Origin of the sequence: Thermococcus radiotolerans (genome assembly GCF_002214565.1) — an archaeon.
Taxonomy (GTDB): domain Archaea; phylum Methanobacteriota_B; class Thermococci; order Thermococcales; family Thermococcaceae; genus Thermococcus; species Thermococcus radiotolerans.
This window is the reverse complement of the sequence record NZ_CP015106.1, coordinates 664,508-679,883: the sequence shown is the minus strand read 5'-3', so window position 1 is coordinate 679,883 and position 15,376 is coordinate 664,508. Positions and strand designations below refer to the sequence as shown.

The window sequence follows — 15,376 nt, the reverse complement described above, 5'->3', positions numbered from 1 at the left end:
ATAATAGTATTGTAGTATAAACATTGAATGCCCATATTATTTCATGCACGTATCTCGAGGGGTGAGGAGGTATGAAAAAAGTCCTTGCTGGTGGTCTTTTGGTTTTTGTTCTGCTTTTGGCGGTAGTAGCTGCCGGATGCATCGGCGGCGGAGAGCAGACCGGAACCCAAACCTCGGCAACCGTCACGGAGACCAAAGTTAAAACTGAGACCAAGGTTGAGACGCAGGTGCAGGAGAAGGTTTTCGTAAGGTTCGCCGGTTGGAGTGCCGGAGAAACCGAGATGAAGAACTACGAGAAGATGATTAAAGCCTTCGAAGAGCAGAACCCCAACATCGGCATCAAGTATGAGGTCATCACTCAGATGTTCCACGAGAACATTCTGGCATCCTACGGTGCTGGAGTTGCCCCCGATGTCTTCTACGTTGACAGTGCCTGGGCTCCAATCTTCATCGACAAGGGCGCCCTCTATCCCATATCCGACCTTGCCGACCAGAGCTTCATTGACCAGTTCTATCCGTTCCTGCTGGAGCCGTTCATGAAGGATGGAAAGCTCTACGGCCTGCCGAAGGACTGGAGCATGCTGGCCCTCTTCTACAACAAAAAGCTCTTCGAACAGGCTGGCCTCACCAGGCCGCCCGAAACCTGGGAGGAGCTTGAGGAGTACGCCAAGATAATAGCTGACAAGACCGGAAAGCCCGGACTGGCCATATATCTGGGCGGATTTAACAGATACGTCCCCGTGGCGGTCAGCAACGGTGCTCCCAAGCCCTGGTTCGAGAAGCCCGAGGATGCCTCCTGGTTCGACAACCCCGTGGTTAAGGAGACCCTCACCTGGTACATCGACCTCTACAGGAAGGGTAAGATAGAGAGGGAGAACCAGGGACTTACCCCGTACGTTGTCCAGCCGAGTGACGTCGGAGCCGGCTGGCTCGGTGACGCCTTCGGCCAGCAGGAGGTTGGAATGGTCATCAGCGGAAACTGGATGATTCCTTTCCTCGCCGACCAGTTCCCCGACTTCAAATACGGTGAGGACTGGGACATCGCCCCCGTCCCGGCCGGAAAAGAAGGAAGGGTGACCATGGTCTACACCGTCATTCTGGGAATAAACGCCAAAACCGAGCACCCTCAGGAGGCATGGAAGTTCGTTAAGTTCCTCCTCGGACCGGAGGGACAGAAGGAGCTTGTCGTCAAGGGTGGCCAGACCCTGCCCAGCATAAAGGGCTTTGAGAACGATCCGGACATGTGGCCGCAGCACAAGAAGACCCTCTCCTTCAAGTACGACAAGATGATAGTCTTCCTCTGGGGTCCGAAGTCGGGACCGATTGAGAGCAAGTTCAGCGACGCCATGGCAGCGGCGATGAGGGGCGAGATGAGTGCGGACGAGGCCATTGAGGTTATGAAACAGGTCGTTCAGGAAGAGCTGAGCAGCTGAGGTGAGAACATGTTTTCGTCTTTTTCTTCCTTTTACGAGAAGTCTAGGAATAAGGAGATTGTGGCCGGGCTAACTCTCATCTCGATTGCCGTTATTTTGAATCTGGTTTTTGGTTACTTCGCGATGTTCTTTGCCTTCTATCTGAGCTTCTTCAAATGGGATTATATAGGCGAGATGCAGTTTGTAGGGCTTCAAAACTTTGAGATTGTGATAAGGGATCTTATCAGGGGACTTCACGGAGCTCCCTATCTTCTCGTCCCATTCTACACCGGCCTGAAGAACATCCTGCTCTACACACTGATCGTCGTGCCCATCCAAACCTTCCTGGCAATAGTCCTGGCTTCCTTCGCCAACCAGAAGATTCGCGGCCAGCAGTTCTTCAAGGTTTCCTATTTCCTGCCCGCGACGACTTCCTCGGTCATCGTGGCGCTGATATTCATATGGCTCTTCATGAAAAATGGCTACATAAACTACGTCCTGACCCACGTGATCCCGGGCTTCGAGCCGGTGGACTGGATAAACAACAAGGACTACCTTCTGTTTGCCATAGCCACTGTCGCCATCTGGGGAACCAGCGGCCACTTCATGGTATCCTTCCTGGCGGCGATGCAGGCCATTCCCAGGGAGATATACGAGGCGGCAATGCTTGACGGCGCCGGGCCGATAAGGAGGTTCTTCTTCATAACAATCCCGATGCTCAGGCCGATGGTCGTCTACGTGGTGGTCATGGGACTCATAGGAGCCCTCCAGATGTTCGACCTCGCGTGGATAATGGCAGGGGCCAATGGCGGCCCGGGAGGGGCAGGCTATACCGTCGCGCTGGACATCTATAACGAAGCGTTCACCAGGATACGTCCCGGCGTTGCCGCGGCCAAGAGCTGGTTCCTGTTCGCGATAATATTCACGACCACCTACCTGTTCCAGAAGAAGTACGGGAGGGCTATGCGATGACTCCGCGGGAGAGGGAGAGACTCATCCGCCGTATATGGATTGTCATAACCTACGCCGTGCTGATAACCTTTGCGCTGGTTTATCTAATGCCCTTCATCAGGTCGCTGGTCGCTTCGTTCATGACGTGGGCGCAGGCTTCAGCCTATCCCCCGGAGTGGATCCCCAATCCATTCACGCTTGAGAACTATCAGAAGCTCTTCAGACTTGACCTGTTTCCGCGCTGGATTCGTAACACCGCGCTTTACGCTGGGCTAATCGTTGCCGGCAACGTGCTATTCACCAGCATGGCTGGCTACGCCTTCGCCAGACTCAAATTCCCGGGGAAGGACGTAATCTTCTCCGCGCTGCTCTCGCTCCTCATGATCCCAATGTTCGTTACGCTGGTTCCGAACTACATCATCATGTACAAGCTCGGCCTCATAGACAACATCTTCGGCCTCGCACTGCTGGGAATAGTGAACGTGTCGAGCATCTTCCTCATGAGGCAGTACTTCACCTCACTTTCCAACGAGATATTCGAAGCCGCCCGCCTAGATGGGTGCGGTCCGATAAAGGCGTTCTTTTACATAGCTCTGCCGCTGGCCAAACCTGCCCTTGGTGCGGTTGCCGTTTACCAGTTCCTCGGCTCTTGGAACGCCTTCATCGGGCCGCTCATCTTCCTCCGTTCGCCGGAAAACTTCACGCTGCCGGTTGGTCTCAGCTTTGCCTTCCAGAGGAGCATGTGGACGGAGTACACCCCCATCATAGCGGGCTCGCTGGTGGCCTCGGCACCCACGATACTGCTCTTCCTCGTGCTGAACAGGTATCTCATTAGGGGTATAGTCATTACAGGAGGGAAAGGCTGATGGCGAGGGTTCTGCTTAAGGACGTTACCAAGAAGTTTGGTGAAGTGGTTGCGGTCAACAAACTGAACCTTGAGATCAGGGATGGGGAGTTCATGGTGCTCCTCGGACCAAGCGGGTGTGGAAAATCGACGACACTCAGAATGATAGCCGGCCTCGAAACACCCACCGAAGGCGAAATATGGATAGGCGACCAGCTGGTCAACGAGATAGACCCCACCAAAAGGAACACCGCCATGGTCTTCCAGAGCTACGCGCTCTATCCACACATGACGGTTTTCGGCAACATAGAATTTCCGCTGAGGATGTGGAAGGTTCCGAAGCAGGAGAGGATACGACGCGTTAAGGAGGTAGCCGAGTTCCTTGGGATAGCCGACCTTCTCAACCGAAAGCCAAGCGAACTGAGCGGTGGTCAGCAGCAGCGTGTGGCCTTGGCTAGGGCGCTGGTGAGAGAACCCGAGGTTTTCCTCCTCGACGAGCCGCTGAGCAACCTCGACGCCAAGATAAGAACCCAGATGCGCTTTGAACTCAAAAAGCTCCTCAGCTACGACCTCGGAATAACCACCATCTACGTCACCCACGACCAGGTTGAGGCTATGACGATGGCCGACAGGATAGCGGTCATGGACAAGGGCGTTCTCCAGCAGGTTGGCACGCCGGATGAGATTTTCTACAAACCCGCCAACACCTTCGTTGCAACGTTCGTGGGAAGCCCACCAATGAACCTCGTGAAAGGAGATGTTGAGGAGAAGGATGGAAAAGTGCTCTTCGATGCAGGGGAATTCATGCTGGAACTTCCTGCCAGCATAGACATCCGCGGCACCGCGGTTCTCGGCTTCAGGCCTCAGCACGTTGAAGTCAGCTCCGAACCGAAGGAGGGCTTTGTGAAGGGCAGACTCCTCGGTGTTGAGAAGCTCGGTGTGGAGAGCTACGGCCACATTGCCTACGGTGGTGTGGAGCTCATACTCAGGCTTCCTGAAGGAGTGGAGACGGGCAGGGAGGAGGTTTACTGGAGGCCGAGGATGGATAGGATGTACATCTTCGACCCCAAGAGTGGAAAACTGCTGTACGGCTGATTACTGCGCTGACTGCCTCAAATCAGCCCTTTCTCTTCTTACCGAAAGTGAGGGGGTGATGTGATGCTGGAGGTTAGGGACTTCACAGGGGCCGGTAAAGGCCTGGAGGATTACAGCGGAATAATCGGAGAGGAGACCGTTGAAAGGATAAGAGTCAAGGCGGAAAAGTTGGAGGGAAAGAGCTTCGCCCACGTCAACTCGACGTCCTTTGGCGGGGGCGTTGCGGAGATACTCCACAATCTCGTGCCCCTCATGAGGGACTCAGGACTCGACGCCAAATGGTTCGTCATTCAAGGCTCGGACGAGTTCTTCAACGTCACTAAAAGTTTCCACAACGCCCTCCAGGGCAACAAAAACCTCAAACTCACCGAGGAAATGAAAAACCTCTACATCAAAACCAACGAGGAGAACGCCCAAAAAACCGACTTGACTGAATTCGATTACGTCCTCGTCCACGACCCACAGCCAGCAGCATTGATAGAGTTTTACGAGAAGAGACAGCCCTGGATATGGCGCTGCCACATCGACTTGAGCGATCCAAACAGGGAATTCTGGGAATTCTTAAGACAATACGTTCAGAAATACGATAGGTACATCTTTCACCTTCCAGAATACGTTCAGAGTGATCTGGACCCAAGGAAAACCGTCATAATGCCTCCATCAATCGATCCGTTAAGCGAGAAGAACATGGAGTTAAGCGAGTCCGAGGTTCTCAAAACGCTCGAAAGGTTCGACGTTGACCCTGACAGGCCGATAATCACTCAAGTCGCCCGCTTCGACCCCTGGAAGGGAGTATTTGACGTCATTGACGTTTACCGGAAAGTGAAGGAGAAGATTCCAGGGGTTCAGCTTCTCCTCGTCGGCGTCATGGCTGCTGACGATCCGGAAGGCTGGGTTTACTTTGAGAAGACCCTGAGGAAGATTGGCGAGGATTACGACGTGAAGGTTTTGACGAATTTGACTGGAGTTCACGCTCGTGAGGTCAACGCCTTCCAGCGGGCTAGTGATGTGGTCTTGCAAATGTCTATCAGGGAGGGTTTTGGATTAACTGTGACTGAGGCCATGTGGAAGGGTAAGCCTGTGGTTGGCAGGGCCGTTGGAGGAATCAAGTTCCAAGTGGTTGACGGTGAAACCGGCTTTCTCGTGAAGGGGGTGGAAGATGCCGTCGAGAAGACCATCTATCTGCTGAAACACCCGGAAGAAACAGACCTCATGGGCATGAAGGCAAGAAAAAGGGTGCTGGAGAACTTTTTAATTACCGGGCACCTGGAGAGGTATCTGGACCTCCTGAATTCCCTCTAGCTTTTTTAACTTTCCGAGAAAAGTTTGGTTTAAAGAGGTAGAAGGGGGCTCACTCGCCCTTGAGCTTCATTATCTTGATCCTGCCGAGGGTCTCCCAGTACTCGACGTTGATGCCTTCCTTGAGCTGGTCCTTGATGTCGTCGGCGACGCCGCCCTCGATCGGGACGTCGTAGAGCTCGTAGGTCTCCATGTCCATGATCTGGACGGTGTCCGGGGTCATGGCGATGATCTGGGCGGTTCTCTTGTCGATGATCGGAACGTCAACCTCCGCGCTGGTGGGCTTGACGATGCTCCTGACCTTGCCGTCGAAGATTCCAACGGCCTCGATCCTGGCCTTGGCGGAGCCGTGCTTGCCAGGCGAGGAAACGGTTATGTTGCCAATCCTGCAGGGCTCACCGTCGATAAGGATGTACCTTCCCGGCTTGAGCTTGCTAACCTGAACCTTGGTCTTGTCTCCCATTTTTCAGACCTCCCATAAGCGTTCTAAAACCGATTGGGAAGGGTCTTTAAAAAATTTTTGAAAATGGAAAAGTTCAGCGGCGGGTCTTCATCAGCATGCTGTTCATGAGCACCGGCACGAAGAGGACGAGACCGAGCAGTGCCCCAATCTTGATCGGTGTTGCCGGGGCCCTGAGGGTGAAGTAGAGGCTCACGATGCCGGCCAGGAGGAGCAGTACAATTATGCCCCCGACGATTCCCCTGTTGTGTGCAAGCTCACCTGAGAGGAGCGGGTAGGCCTCCACCGCCGCTATGAGGGCACCGACGCTGAAGGGCACGACGACGAACATGGTTCTGATGTCGCTTACGACCATCGTTGCGGAGAGCACGAGGCCCAGGAACGCCACCAGCGTCAGGCTCTTGCTCCTCCCGAGCTGCATGACCTCGGAGAGTATCTGGCTGCCCATCTCGATGAGGACTATGATGGTGGTCAGCCCGGCGAAGTAGAGCGAGAGCATGAGCAGGTATACCAACCTGTCGGCGTTGGCAATGTTGCCCCTGAGAACGTAGGGAATCGAGTAGAACACTTCAATCGAGTCCATCGGGCTCTTCTCGCTGTTGGTGGCGTACTCCTTGAGGTTCTGGAAGCCGAGGTAGAGCTTCATGGACTCCTCCGCGGGGATGTTGGGGTTGTGGAAGGCTTTTCCGAATCCCTGATATGCCGCGCCGAGGGAGTAGGCGACGGTGAAAGCCGCCGCGAAGCTGAGTATTATCTGGAGGATGAAAACCGCCGCGAGGACCTTCCTGAGGTCAAGCTCCTCCGGGGTGAAGCTCCCGACCACGTAGTAAACGCCCGCACCGAGTCCAAAGGAAACGAGGACCGATATGAGCATGTAGAGGATTCCCTTGATGGAGAGCGGCTGGTCGAAGGACGTTATCGCCGAGACCGCGTTGTTCATGTAGTGAACGGCCTGCGGCGCGGTGACGGCACTGAGAGCCTGGTTCCTGACTATGATGGCCGAGAGGATTGCGAAGAGCACGAAGAGCACTGACAGCACTGAGATGACCTCGAGGGTCTTGCCTTTGGCGAGCAGGAGAAGGATTATGGAGAGGAGTATCGTTCCAAGGGCGATGGCCGGGACGTACTTGGGTCCGATGCCAAAGATGTATATGAGGCTGTACGAGGAGTAGTAGGTCGTTATTCCGAGGATCACGAGCAGGAACATGATGAGCACGAATATCAGCGCCGGGGTGCGCGATATCTTGAAGAACAGCTCGTATATCAGGTATCTGGTGCGTTTGGTGCTCTCCGCCTCACTGTATATCAGGAACAGCGCTACGAGCATCGGTATCAGCGATATCAGGAATCCCTTCAGCCCGAAGTTTATGTAGTACTTGGGCAGAACCAGGAAGTTCCAGATTCCAAGGATGTACCCGGTTATCAAAAACGCCATCAGGAAGCTTATTTTTCTCATCGATTCACACCCCCGTGGAGATGTTTCTAGCCCGTTATTCCAGGAAGCTTACGGGGAATTAAACAGGAGGTAATATAAAAACGTTATGCCCCCGCGGGCGTTTTCAGAGAATCCAGTGCTCAAAGCTGATGATTACCTCGTTCACAACTGTCCATGCCATCAGCGGAGCGTTGTAGAGACTTATTTTCTTTCCCGGGGGTTCTGCTCTGAAATCGCCGTGTGGAAAACCACCAACGATTACCGTGGGCTCGCGGAGCTCCGAAAGGGTTTTTCCGAATTCCGACGGTTTTGCTGGCTCTCCATTCTCGTGCATCACGAAGACTCCGTCGGGGTTCAGCTCCTCCACGAGCTCTTCGAGGGATTTCTCCTCAATGCGGAGCAGTTCCAGGTCCCTCGGAACCGCACGGTTCTTGAAGAGGCTCTCCATCAGCCCAACGAAGCGGTTGTAGTTCCTCGGAATCCTCGTCTCCGGCTTAATGTAAATCACTTCGTCGTTCCTGGTGTGGACATAGACCCTCAGCAGGCCTTCCTTGTTGGCAATGCTCTCGAGGGCGTTGAGGAGGCAGACGTGGACTATGTCCGGCCGCCCGCGCCTCTCGCCGTCCGGGAGCTTTTTGATGGCCGCGTGGTGGTATGTGCCGTCCAGCAGTATCTCGTCGGGCCTCTTTCCCCTCCTCCTGGCGTGGTTCACAATGGCCGGATGGTCAAGTATCGCCTTCGGGACGAGCTCAAGCTCCGCCTCAGCTATCACCAGGTGGAGCATTCTCCCACCTCTCGAGCCTTATGCCCCTTTCGGCAATCTCACCAGCGATTCTCTCGAAGGTGTCTATGCGCATCCCGAGTATCTCTGGCGGGATAACTCCGAAGATGCAACCCTTCTCGGCCACGAGCCTCGCTATTATGGCCGCGGTGAATCCCGTGACGCGGGCCATCGAGGTGAAGCCCTCTTTCTCCTCGTCGTACAGGAGGTAGCCTATCTCCTTTTCCTCGCCGTCCAGAGTTCCCCTTCCGACCACCTGCATTATCGAGAAGTCCGGGCTCTCGTAGGTCATGAGCGGGGCTATGACCTCGAGCGTCTTATCAACGTGCTCCGGCCTGAAGAAGCCGAGTTCCCTCAAAACCCTCATCTTCTCCAGGTGTCCCGGCCAGCGGAGCGTCCACTCCTCAAGTCTCTCCGCCCTAACGCTCTCCAGGAGGCTCCTCAGGCCGTCGCTCACGAAGGCCTCGAACTCGAAGTCCCCGATGGAGACCCGTTCAATCCTCTCGAAGGGGTCAACCGCCTTAACCTCACCGCCCCTTATCACGCGCGCCGGCCTCGTGTACTCCTCAATTAAATCCTTAGGGGACCATGTAATTCTGTAATAGAGTGGTGGCCTGGGCTCCTTCGGGAGGCCGCCGACGTAGATGTAGCCCTCCCTCAGCTCGTCCATCTCCTGCCATATCCTGCCCATCAGGATGTGGCTCAGCCCGGGGGCAAAGCCGGCGTCGAATATAACCGTCACCTGCGCCTTCTCTGCTTCATCGCGAAGCTCCAGCGGGTTCTCCGGCATGAACGAGACGTCGACCATGTCAACGCCCGCCTTTATCGCGGCCCTAACTGCCTGATAGCCGAACCTCCCTGGCAGGGCACCCACCACAAGCTCAAAGCCCTTCATGGCCTCAACGAGGGAATCGAAGCTGGACGCATCAACTTTCAGGGGCGTGGCGAATTCAGAGACGGCTTTCAGTCTCTCATCGCTGACGTCCCCCACGTGAACATCAAACTCATCCCTCAAATCCCAGGCTATCGCCCTTCCAACGTTTCCGGCACCGAGAACGAGAACCTTCATCTCAACACCCCATGGGAGTTGTGGCAAGGTATATATAAGCCCTGCTCCTAGTCTCTCCAATGCCGTTCAAGCTTCCCATCTTCCGGAAAAAGGTCCTAGAAGTGCTCGCATCCTCCGATGAGACGAAGGTCATGCACGTAAGCGATACTCCCGAGAGCGTCTACCGCTTCATCGGTGAGCTCATAGAAAAAACCGATCCGGATTACGTCATCCATACCGGCGACCTAGCCGACAACGTAAAGCTGGAGAGACGGCCCGAGCTCAGGCCCCGCTACCAGGGCGCAATAAGGAAGCTCGCCCACGTTCTCAAGGGCTACGGGGTGAAACTCTACGTCGTTCCAGGAAACGAGGACGACCCGGAGCTGGTCAGGGAGTTCTTCGGTGATGCCGTCGTTGAGCCCGGGACCGTCATCGAGATAGAGGGTGCGAGGTTTGCCCTGGGCCATACGTGGAGGGACGTGGCTAACCTGGACGCCGATTTTAGGCTGTACGGCCACAACTTCAAGCTCATCGAGAGGGGTCTAAACGGCGTTCTCGGCGTCAACTTCGTTCTTCTGCCGAGCAGGCAGACCTATCGCGTTAAATACCCCGGCGGAACGGATTTTGATAGGGGTTACAAGATGTGGAGGGGAATATGATGAAGGTTCTCCGATTTGGTCCGTCTATAATCTTCCTCAGAGCCAAGGACGCGGAGTTGGTGAAAAAGGCCGTTTCTGAGGCATTTGGTGTCAAAGAACTGCCGACGGATGAGGCAATCAAACTCAGCAACGAGTTTGAAACCGTCGTCTTCGTAACGGAGGAATGGAAGAAGGAGACCATCCCGCCGGAGACGGCTTTCCTGATAGGGGCCCACGCCCCAGTCGTTCTCAGCGAGGTCGTCAACCGAAACCTCCCCGTGGAGAAGGTGCACGTTGAGAGCACCCTAATCCTCCTGAGGATACCCACCAACGTTGAGGACGGGCTCAAGCTGCTGGCCGAGAAGTACGGCGGCGAAATCATGGACATCAGAACGGCCTTCGACGAGGGCGAAGCCGGGGACACGATAATCGGCGTAACGACGAAGAAGCTCAGCGCCCCCATCGGGCCGGATGAAATCTCGGGGGCGGTTCTGATACGCAGGGACTTTCTGAGCGTCTACCATGAATTAACGATTGACGTTCCGGTGCTTCTCCTCCGGCTGATGCCCGAATGGAAGGAGATAACCATCAAAATCTACGACACCGACAAGCGCTACGATGAGAACATAGAGCGGCTGATGATGGTCATAGAGGACCTCGACCTTGGCTTCGTCGTCGGTGAGGGCTGGGACTGGGACTATCCGAGGCCCTTCATGCGCGTTCCGGTGTACAAGCTCAAGCTGCTGACGTGGGAGGACCCGGTGCGCGTTAAGTTTCTGCTGAAGGGCATCGAGTACGTTGGATACAAGCGCCTCTGCGACATAGATGTTTTTCTGGAGGGCAAGAAGATTCACTGGACGGCCCTCGGGAAGTACGACTCGAAGTTCGAGCTTGCCAAGGCCGCCCGTGAGGAGCTGGAGAGGAACCTCAGCGAGGACGTCTTGGAGAGGCTTAGAAAAATAGAGGAAGTCCTGGTTGCAGAATCCGAGGATTAGAGCTTTTTAATCTTCGCAACGAAGAAGCCGCTCGTCCCGTGCCTGTCGGGGTAGAAGCGCCTCGCCTTTCTTATCTCATCGCTAAGTTCAATTCCGAAGGGATTGGTTAAAGCCGGCTCGCCGTAGCGGAGCGGGAGCAGTTCAACGTCGAAGTTATCAAGAACCCATTGGATAACGAACTCGTTCTCCTCCGGCTCGAGCGAGCAGGTCGAGTAGACGAGTATCCCGCCGGGCTTGAGGTTCTCAAGGGCGACCTTAATCATCCGCATCTGCAGCCCCTGGCAGAACTTCACATCCTCCATTGTCCTGTTGGCCTTCCGCTCGGGATTCTTGTGTATGGTGCCCGAGCCGGTGCAGGGGGCATCCAGGAGGATTTTATCGAACTCGACGCCGAGCTCGGCCATGTGGAGCGAGGACTTGTGGATGAGGACCGTATTCGTAACGCCGAGGCGGGAAAGGTTCAGACGAGTTTCCTTTAAGCGTTCTTCACCGACGTCGAAGGCGTAGATTATCCCCTCGTTCCCCATCAGCTGGGCGAGGTAGGAAGTTTTGCCCCCAGGTGCCGCCGCCATATCGGCAACGGTTTCACCGACCTTTGGTTCGAGCGCCACCGGCGGGTACATCGAGCTGGCCTCCTGGATGTAGAGGAGGCCACCAAGGTATTCCGGCGTGGAGGTTATCGAGAATGGCTCGCGAGTTAGGCAGAAGCCTTCTCTCGCCCAGGGGACTCGTTTAAACTGGAAGCCTTTCTTGTTGAGGAGCTTGGTGAGCTTTTGAACCTCTATCCTGAGCGTGTTTACGCGGAAACACCTCGGCAGGGGTTTTTCCATGGCCTCGGCTATAGCTAATGCCCTATCGCCCCAGAGGGCATAATACCTCTCCGCGAATGTCTTGGAGTAGCCGAGGGAAAACAACCTCTCGAGCATGGAGGGAGATATGAAAAGAGGTTTAAAAGGTTCTTTGTCCCGAGAATTAAAGGGTTAAGAAAAAGGCATTCAAACCTTTATCCCGCCCATGATGAGGGCCATCACCGCCTTCTGGGCGTGCAGCCTGTTCTCGGCCTCGTCGAAGACGACGCTGTTCGGAGAGTCAACGACGTCGTCGGTGACCTCCTCGCCGCGGTGGGCCGGGAGGCAGTGCATGAAGATGTAGTCCGGCTTGGCGTGCTTGACGAGGTCCTTGTTGACCTGGAACGGCTGGAATATCTTCCTCCTCTCCTCGGCTTCGGCCTCCTGACCCATGCTCGCCCAAACGTCGGTGTAGATGACGTCGGCGTCCTTGACGGCCTTGATCGGATCGTGGAGGAGCTCGAATGAACCGCCGCTTTCGGCCGCGTTCTGCTCCGCCCACTTGATGACCTTCTCGTCCGGCTCGTAGCCCTCTGGAGTTGCAACGACAACGTTTGCACCGAGCTTGGTTCCAGCTATCATGAGCGAGTGGGCGACGTTGTTTCCGTCACCGACGTAGACGACCTTGAGACCGGCTATGCGGCCCTTCTTCTCAAGGATGGTCTGGTAGTCGGCCAGAGCCTGGCACGGGTGGGAGAAGTCGCTCAGACCGTTGATGACCGGAACGCTCGCGTACTTGGCGAGGTCTTCAACGTCCTTGTGGGCATAAACGCGGGCCATTATTCCGTCGACGTACCTACTGAGAACGCGCGCGGTGTCGGCGATGGTCTCGCCACGCCTGAGCTGCAGGTCCTGAGCGTTGAGGTAGAGGCCGTAGCCGCCGAGCTGATAGATTCCAACCTCAAATGAGATTCTCGTCCTAGTCGAGGGTTTCTGGAAAATCATGGCCAGGGTCTTACCCTCAAGAACGCGGTGCGGCTTGCCTATCTTGTTCCATATCTTCATCATTTCGGCAGTTTTGAGAATAGTCTCAATCTCCTCCCTCGTGAAGTCCTGAAGGCAGAGAACATCCCTTCCTGCAAGGCTAACCACCATGTGCATCACCGATTAATGCTGGCGCTCCCTTTTAATAACCCTTTCGTCGGATAAACCTGCTCCCGGCTGAAATCTTTTGAGCATCAGCGTTCTTGAACTTTCCAAACGTAATGGGCATTGGTGCATCCTTTGTTCCACTGATGCAATTCCGACGGAACTGTGTCCTAAATTTTATGGTTTGTGGTGAAAAGCCTTTTATAAATCGCCGTCCAACATTAACGGGGTGATGTAACGTGAGCGAATTGAAGAACGCCAAGCTCTTGGGAGGTATAGGTGCGATCCTCACACTGGTGGGGCTTGGCTTTGTGGGCTTCATACTGAAGCTCTTTGCGGTCAAGGACATCGCCGAGGCCACCGGCAGGGGCGAGATATTCAGCAAGTACCTCTGGGCGGCGATACTGAACATCATAGCGGCATTGATTCTTGTGGCGACCATCTGGGGCACGATGTTTGCGATGGGCTTCTCCGAGTCCCCGGAGGGCATCATCGGTGCCATGGGCATGGGCGGCCTCATAGCGGCCATAATAATGTTCATCGGAGTGTGGTTCATGAAGCAGAGCTACGACATAATCTCCGAGGAGACCGGCGTTGGGACCTTCCACACAACGGCGCTACTGTACCTAGCCGGTGCCATTCTGGTTCCCGTTGGGCTGGGGCTGGTAATCCTCCTCGTGGCGGCAGTACTCGAGATAGTGGCCTTCTTCTCCCTGCCCGACGAGGTTGCCCAGACGGCTGAGGAGCAGGTGCCCGTTTCGTTCGAGGAATGATTTTCTCCGTTTCCCTTTGTCTTTGTTGCGAATTCGACGTTTCTCCATTTATGGGAAAACACTTTTATATACGAAAATCGTACCGGTTACGGGTGATAACATGGGAAGTTTGAAAACCGCACGAACATGGGGTGGCATCGGCGCAATCTTCAGCCTGTTCTACGTGACCTATCTCGTGGGCTTCATCATGAAGCTTTTTGCAGTGAAGGAGATAGCCGAGGCCACTAAGAAGGAGAAGATATTCAAGGACTACGTCTGGGCGGCGATGCTTAACATAGTCGCCAGCCTGGTGCTCTCGTGGGCCTTCTACGACATGTGGGACAAAATGGCGGACGTCATTCACGACCCAGAGCAGGTCGCCGAGCTCATGTCGGCTTTTGGCGTCTGGAGCTTCATATCGGTAGTGCTCATGATAATAGGTGTCTGGTTCATGAAGAAGAGCTACGACGCAATAGCCCAAGAAACGGGCGTTGGAACGTTCCACACGGCAGCGCTCTTCTACCTCATCGGCTCGATACTTATGCTCCTTATGGTGGGCTACTTCTTCATCCTGGTCGGCGCCATACTCGAGATCATGGCGTTCTTCGCCCTCCCGGAGGAGCTTCCCGGGGCGGTAAGTGAGACGCCTGCGCCCGATGAGAAACCAGTCCCCGAGCCGGCACCCGAAGAAACCGTGGAGACTGAGAGTGCTGAACCCTCCGAGGAGCCCACGACTCCCGAGGAGGAATCTGCCGAGGCCAGCAAGGAACCCTCTGAGGAAACCCCGCAAGATTAGACTCTTTTGTGGGGAACCCGGTTCCCTCCATCTATTTTTGACTCCAAGGTAAACCTAATAAACCTGGGCCTCTTCTATCTCCGGTGGCACGAATGGGGGATGGGATCAGGGTTACCCTTGTCAATTATACGAAAAAACCTCTCGAAACTGTCACTTGGGCGGCGCTCATAAGCTACTGGGATGAATGGGAGACGGAAGCATTCGAGCGCATGGGCGAAGAGGACGTTCGGATGCATCTGCCCCGGGTTCTAGGCTACGGCCACGAGTCAATACTGGAACACGCTGTTTTGACCTTTGCGATCGAGGGCTGTTCTCGCGTTTGCAGTCACCAGCTCATAAGGCACAGAATAGCGAGCTACACGCAGCAGAGCCAGCGCTACATCGTGCTGAATCCCGAAGACGTCGAGGAGACCTTCGTTATCCCGGAGTCCGTAAAGAACGATCCAGAACTCCTTGCCGAATGGAAAGAGCTCATGAAGCGTTCGATGGAGCTGTACAAGAAGACCATCGAGCGGGGAAGCCATCAGGAGGACGCGCGCTTTATACTCCCCCAGGCAGTTAGGACTAAGCTCGTCATGACCATGAACCTCCGCGAGCTGAAGCACTTCTTCGGTCTAAGGGCGTGCGAGAGGGCCCAGTGGGAGATAAGGGAAGTGGCCTGGAAGATGCTGGAGGAGATAGCCAAGAACGATGACCTGAGGCCGATTATCAAGTGGGCGAAGCTCGGGCCCAGGTGCGTTCAGCTCGGCTACTGTCCAGAGGGCGAGCTTATGCCGCCGGGCTGCTGGAAGAGGACGAAGGAAAAGTGGGCAAAGGTTGCCCGGATATGAATAAACTTTCATAAATTTTTGGTTCAATGTTCAATACATCAAAATAATATTTGGGTAGGAAGGTTTATTGAAGAGCTTCTATGCATTTTGTTATTCTTTGTTA

The 15,376-nt window shown here is 55.0% G+C and carries 16 protein-coding genes; 10 read left to right on the top strand and 6 right to left on the bottom strand.

Features of this window, described 5'->3' with window-relative positions:
• The first annotated feature begins 71 nt into the window (after positions 1-71).
• The 5 genes from A3L10_RS03730 to treT all read left to right on the top strand — a co-directional run bounded on the left by A3L10_RS03730 (position 72) and on the right by treT (position 5,604).
• Entirely contained in the window at positions 72-1,433 is a 1,362-nt protein-coding gene (locus tag A3L10_RS03730) for an ABC transporter substrate-binding protein (RefSeq protein ID WP_088866459.1), read from the top strand.
• A gap of 9 nt (positions 1,434-1,442) precedes the next feature.
• A complete protein-coding gene (locus tag A3L10_RS03725) occupies positions 1,443-2,384 on the top strand; it encodes a carbohydrate ABC transporter permease (RefSeq protein WP_088866458.1) in 942 nt (313 codons plus the stop codon).
• Positions 2,381-3,229: a carbohydrate ABC transporter permease gene (locus A3L10_RS03720; RefSeq protein WP_088866457.1), complete on the top strand. Its 849-nt coding sequence runs from the start codon at positions 2,381-2,383 to the stop codon at positions 3,227-3,229. The genes A3L10_RS03725 and A3L10_RS03720 overlap by 4 nt, the downstream gene beginning before the upstream one ends.
• Complete coding sequence (locus A3L10_RS03715) at positions 3,229-4,302, top strand: ABC transporter ATP-binding protein (protein ID WP_088866456.1); 1,074 nt, start codon at positions 3,229-3,231, stop codon at positions 4,300-4,302. Before A3L10_RS03720 ends, A3L10_RS03715 begins: the two co-directional genes overlap by 1 nt.
• A gap of 63 nt (positions 4,303-4,365) precedes the next feature.
• A complete protein-coding gene (gene treT, locus A3L10_RS03710; RefSeq protein WP_088866455.1) occupies positions 4,366-5,604 on the top strand; it encodes a trehalose synthase in 1,239 nt (412 codons plus the stop codon).
• Positions 5,605-5,653: 49 nt separating this feature from the next.
• Here treT and A3L10_RS03705 read toward each other — a convergent pair whose 3' ends face one another.
• The 4 genes from A3L10_RS03705 to A3L10_RS03690 form a co-directional block, all read right to left on the bottom strand.
• Positions 5,654-6,064, bottom strand: a complete 411-nt coding sequence (locus A3L10_RS03705) for a translation initiation factor IF-5A (protein WP_088866454.1) — start codon at positions 6,062-6,064, stop codon at positions 5,654-5,656.
• A gap of 73 nt (positions 6,065-6,137) precedes the next feature.
• Complete coding sequence (locus A3L10_RS03700; RefSeq protein WP_088866453.1) at positions 6,138-7,517, bottom strand: sodium-dependent transporter; 1,380 nt, start codon at positions 7,515-7,517, stop codon at positions 6,138-6,140.
• 103 nt (positions 7,518-7,620) lie between these two features.
• Positions 7,621-8,280, bottom strand: coding sequence for a 16S rRNA methyltransferase (locus A3L10_RS03695; protein WP_088866452.1), 660 nt, complete (start codon positions 8,278-8,280; stop codon positions 7,621-7,623).
• Positions 8,258-9,382 (bottom strand): saccharopine dehydrogenase family protein, encoded by a 1,125-nt coding sequence (locus tag A3L10_RS03690; protein WP_335755148.1) that lies wholly within the window; start codon positions 9,380-9,382, stop codon positions 8,258-8,260. Before A3L10_RS03690 ends, A3L10_RS03695 begins: the two co-directional genes overlap by 23 nt.
• A 23-nt stretch (positions 9,383-9,405) precedes the next feature.
• Here A3L10_RS03690 and A3L10_RS03685 point away from each other — a divergent pair, with 23 nt between their 5' ends.
• Complete coding sequence (locus A3L10_RS03685) at positions 9,406-9,984, top strand: metallophosphoesterase family protein (RefSeq protein WP_088866450.1); 579 nt, start codon at positions 9,406-9,408, stop codon at positions 9,982-9,984.
• On the top strand, positions 9,984-10,958 hold the full coding sequence (locus A3L10_RS03680; RefSeq protein WP_088867534.1) for a hypothetical protein: 975 nt from the start codon (positions 9,984-9,986) through the stop codon (positions 10,956-10,958). Before A3L10_RS03685 ends, A3L10_RS03680 begins: the two co-directional genes overlap by 1 nt.
• Here the strand turns inward: A3L10_RS03680 and A3L10_RS03675 are convergent.
• Together A3L10_RS03675 and argF are read right to left on the bottom strand one after the other, a co-directional pair.
• On the bottom strand, positions 10,955-11,884 hold the full coding sequence (locus tag A3L10_RS03675; RefSeq protein WP_088866449.1) for an NOL1/NOP2/sun family putative RNA methylase: 930 nt from the start codon (positions 11,882-11,884) through the stop codon (positions 10,955-10,957). The genes A3L10_RS03680 and A3L10_RS03675 overlap by 4 nt on opposite strands.
• Positions 11,885-11,953: 69 nt before the next feature.
• Positions 11,954-12,901: an ornithine carbamoyltransferase gene (gene argF, locus A3L10_RS03670; protein WP_088866448.1), complete on the bottom strand. Its 948-nt coding sequence runs from the start codon at positions 12,899-12,901 to the stop codon at positions 11,954-11,956.
• A 233-nt stretch (positions 12,902-13,134) separates the two neighbouring features.
• On the opposite strand from argF, the gene A3L10_RS03665 reads away from it, so the two are divergent.
• The 3 genes from A3L10_RS03665 to thyX all read left to right on the top strand — a co-directional run bounded on the left by A3L10_RS03665 (position 13,135) and on the right by thyX (position 15,273).
• Positions 13,135-13,668: a DUF996 domain-containing protein gene (locus A3L10_RS03665; protein ID WP_088866447.1), complete on the top strand. Its 534-nt coding sequence runs from the start codon at positions 13,135-13,137 to the stop codon at positions 13,666-13,668.
• A gap of 100 nt (positions 13,669-13,768) precedes the next feature.
• On the top strand, positions 13,769-14,443 hold the full coding sequence (locus tag A3L10_RS03660) for a DUF996 domain-containing protein (RefSeq protein ID WP_157726885.1): 675 nt from the start codon (positions 13,769-13,771) through the stop codon (positions 14,441-14,443).
• A gap of 92 nt (positions 14,444-14,535) precedes the next feature.
• Complete coding sequence (gene thyX, locus A3L10_RS03655) at positions 14,536-15,273, top strand: FAD-dependent thymidylate synthase (RefSeq protein ID WP_088866446.1); 738 nt, start codon at positions 14,536-14,538, stop codon at positions 15,271-15,273.
• Positions 15,274-15,376 lie beyond the last annotated feature (103 nt).

Excerpts from the sequence above, each read along its gene's own strand:
- A3L10_RS03730 (WP_088866459.1), top strand. The coding sequence starts at position 72 with ATGAAAAAAGTCCTTGCTGGTGGTCTTTTGGTTTTTGTTCTGCTTTTG.
- A3L10_RS03725 (WP_088866458.1), top strand. The coding sequence starts at position 1,443 with ATGTTTTCGTCTTTTTCTTCCTTTTACGAGAAGTCTAGGAATAAGGAG.
- A3L10_RS03720 (WP_088866457.1), top strand. The coding sequence starts at position 2,381 with ATGACTCCGCGGGAGAGGGAGAGACTCATCCGCCGTATATGGATTGTC.
- A3L10_RS03715 (WP_088866456.1), top strand. The coding sequence starts at position 3,229 with ATGGCGAGGGTTCTGCTTAAGGACGTTACCAAGAAGTTTGGTGAAGTG.
- treT (WP_088866455.1), top strand. The coding sequence starts at position 4,366 with ATGCTGGAGGTTAGGGACTTCACAGGGGCCGGTAAAGGCCTGGAGGAT.
- A3L10_RS03705 (WP_088866454.1), bottom strand. The coding sequence starts at position 6,064 with ATGGGAGACAAGACCAAGGTTCAGGTTAGCAAGCTCAAGCCGGGAAGG.
- A3L10_RS03700 (WP_088866453.1), bottom strand. The coding sequence starts at position 7,517 with ATGAGAAAAATAAGCTTCCTGATGGCGTTTTTGATAACCGGGTACATC.
- A3L10_RS03695 (WP_088866452.1), bottom strand. The coding sequence starts at position 8,280 with ATGCTCCACCTGGTGATAGCTGAGGCGGAGCTTGAGCTCGTCCCGAAG.
- A3L10_RS03685 (WP_088866450.1), top strand. The coding sequence starts at position 9,406 with ATGCCGTTCAAGCTTCCCATCTTCCGGAAAAAGGTCCTAGAAGTGCTC.
- A3L10_RS03680 (WP_088867534.1), top strand. The coding sequence starts at position 9,984 with ATGAAGGTTCTCCGATTTGGTCCGTCTATAATCTTCCTCAGAGCCAAG.
- A3L10_RS03675 (WP_088866449.1), bottom strand. The coding sequence starts at position 11,884 with ATGCTCGAGAGGTTGTTTTCCCTCGGCTACTCCAAGACATTCGCGGAG.
- argF (WP_088866448.1), bottom strand. The coding sequence starts at position 12,901 with ATGGTGGTTAGCCTTGCAGGAAGGGATGTTCTCTGCCTTCAGGACTTC.
- A3L10_RS03660 (WP_157726885.1), top strand. The coding sequence starts at position 13,769 with ATGGGAAGTTTGAAAACCGCACGAACATGGGGTGGCATCGGCGCAATC.
- thyX (WP_088866446.1), top strand. The coding sequence starts at position 14,536 with ATGGGGGATGGGATCAGGGTTACCCTTGTCAATTATACGAAAAAACCT.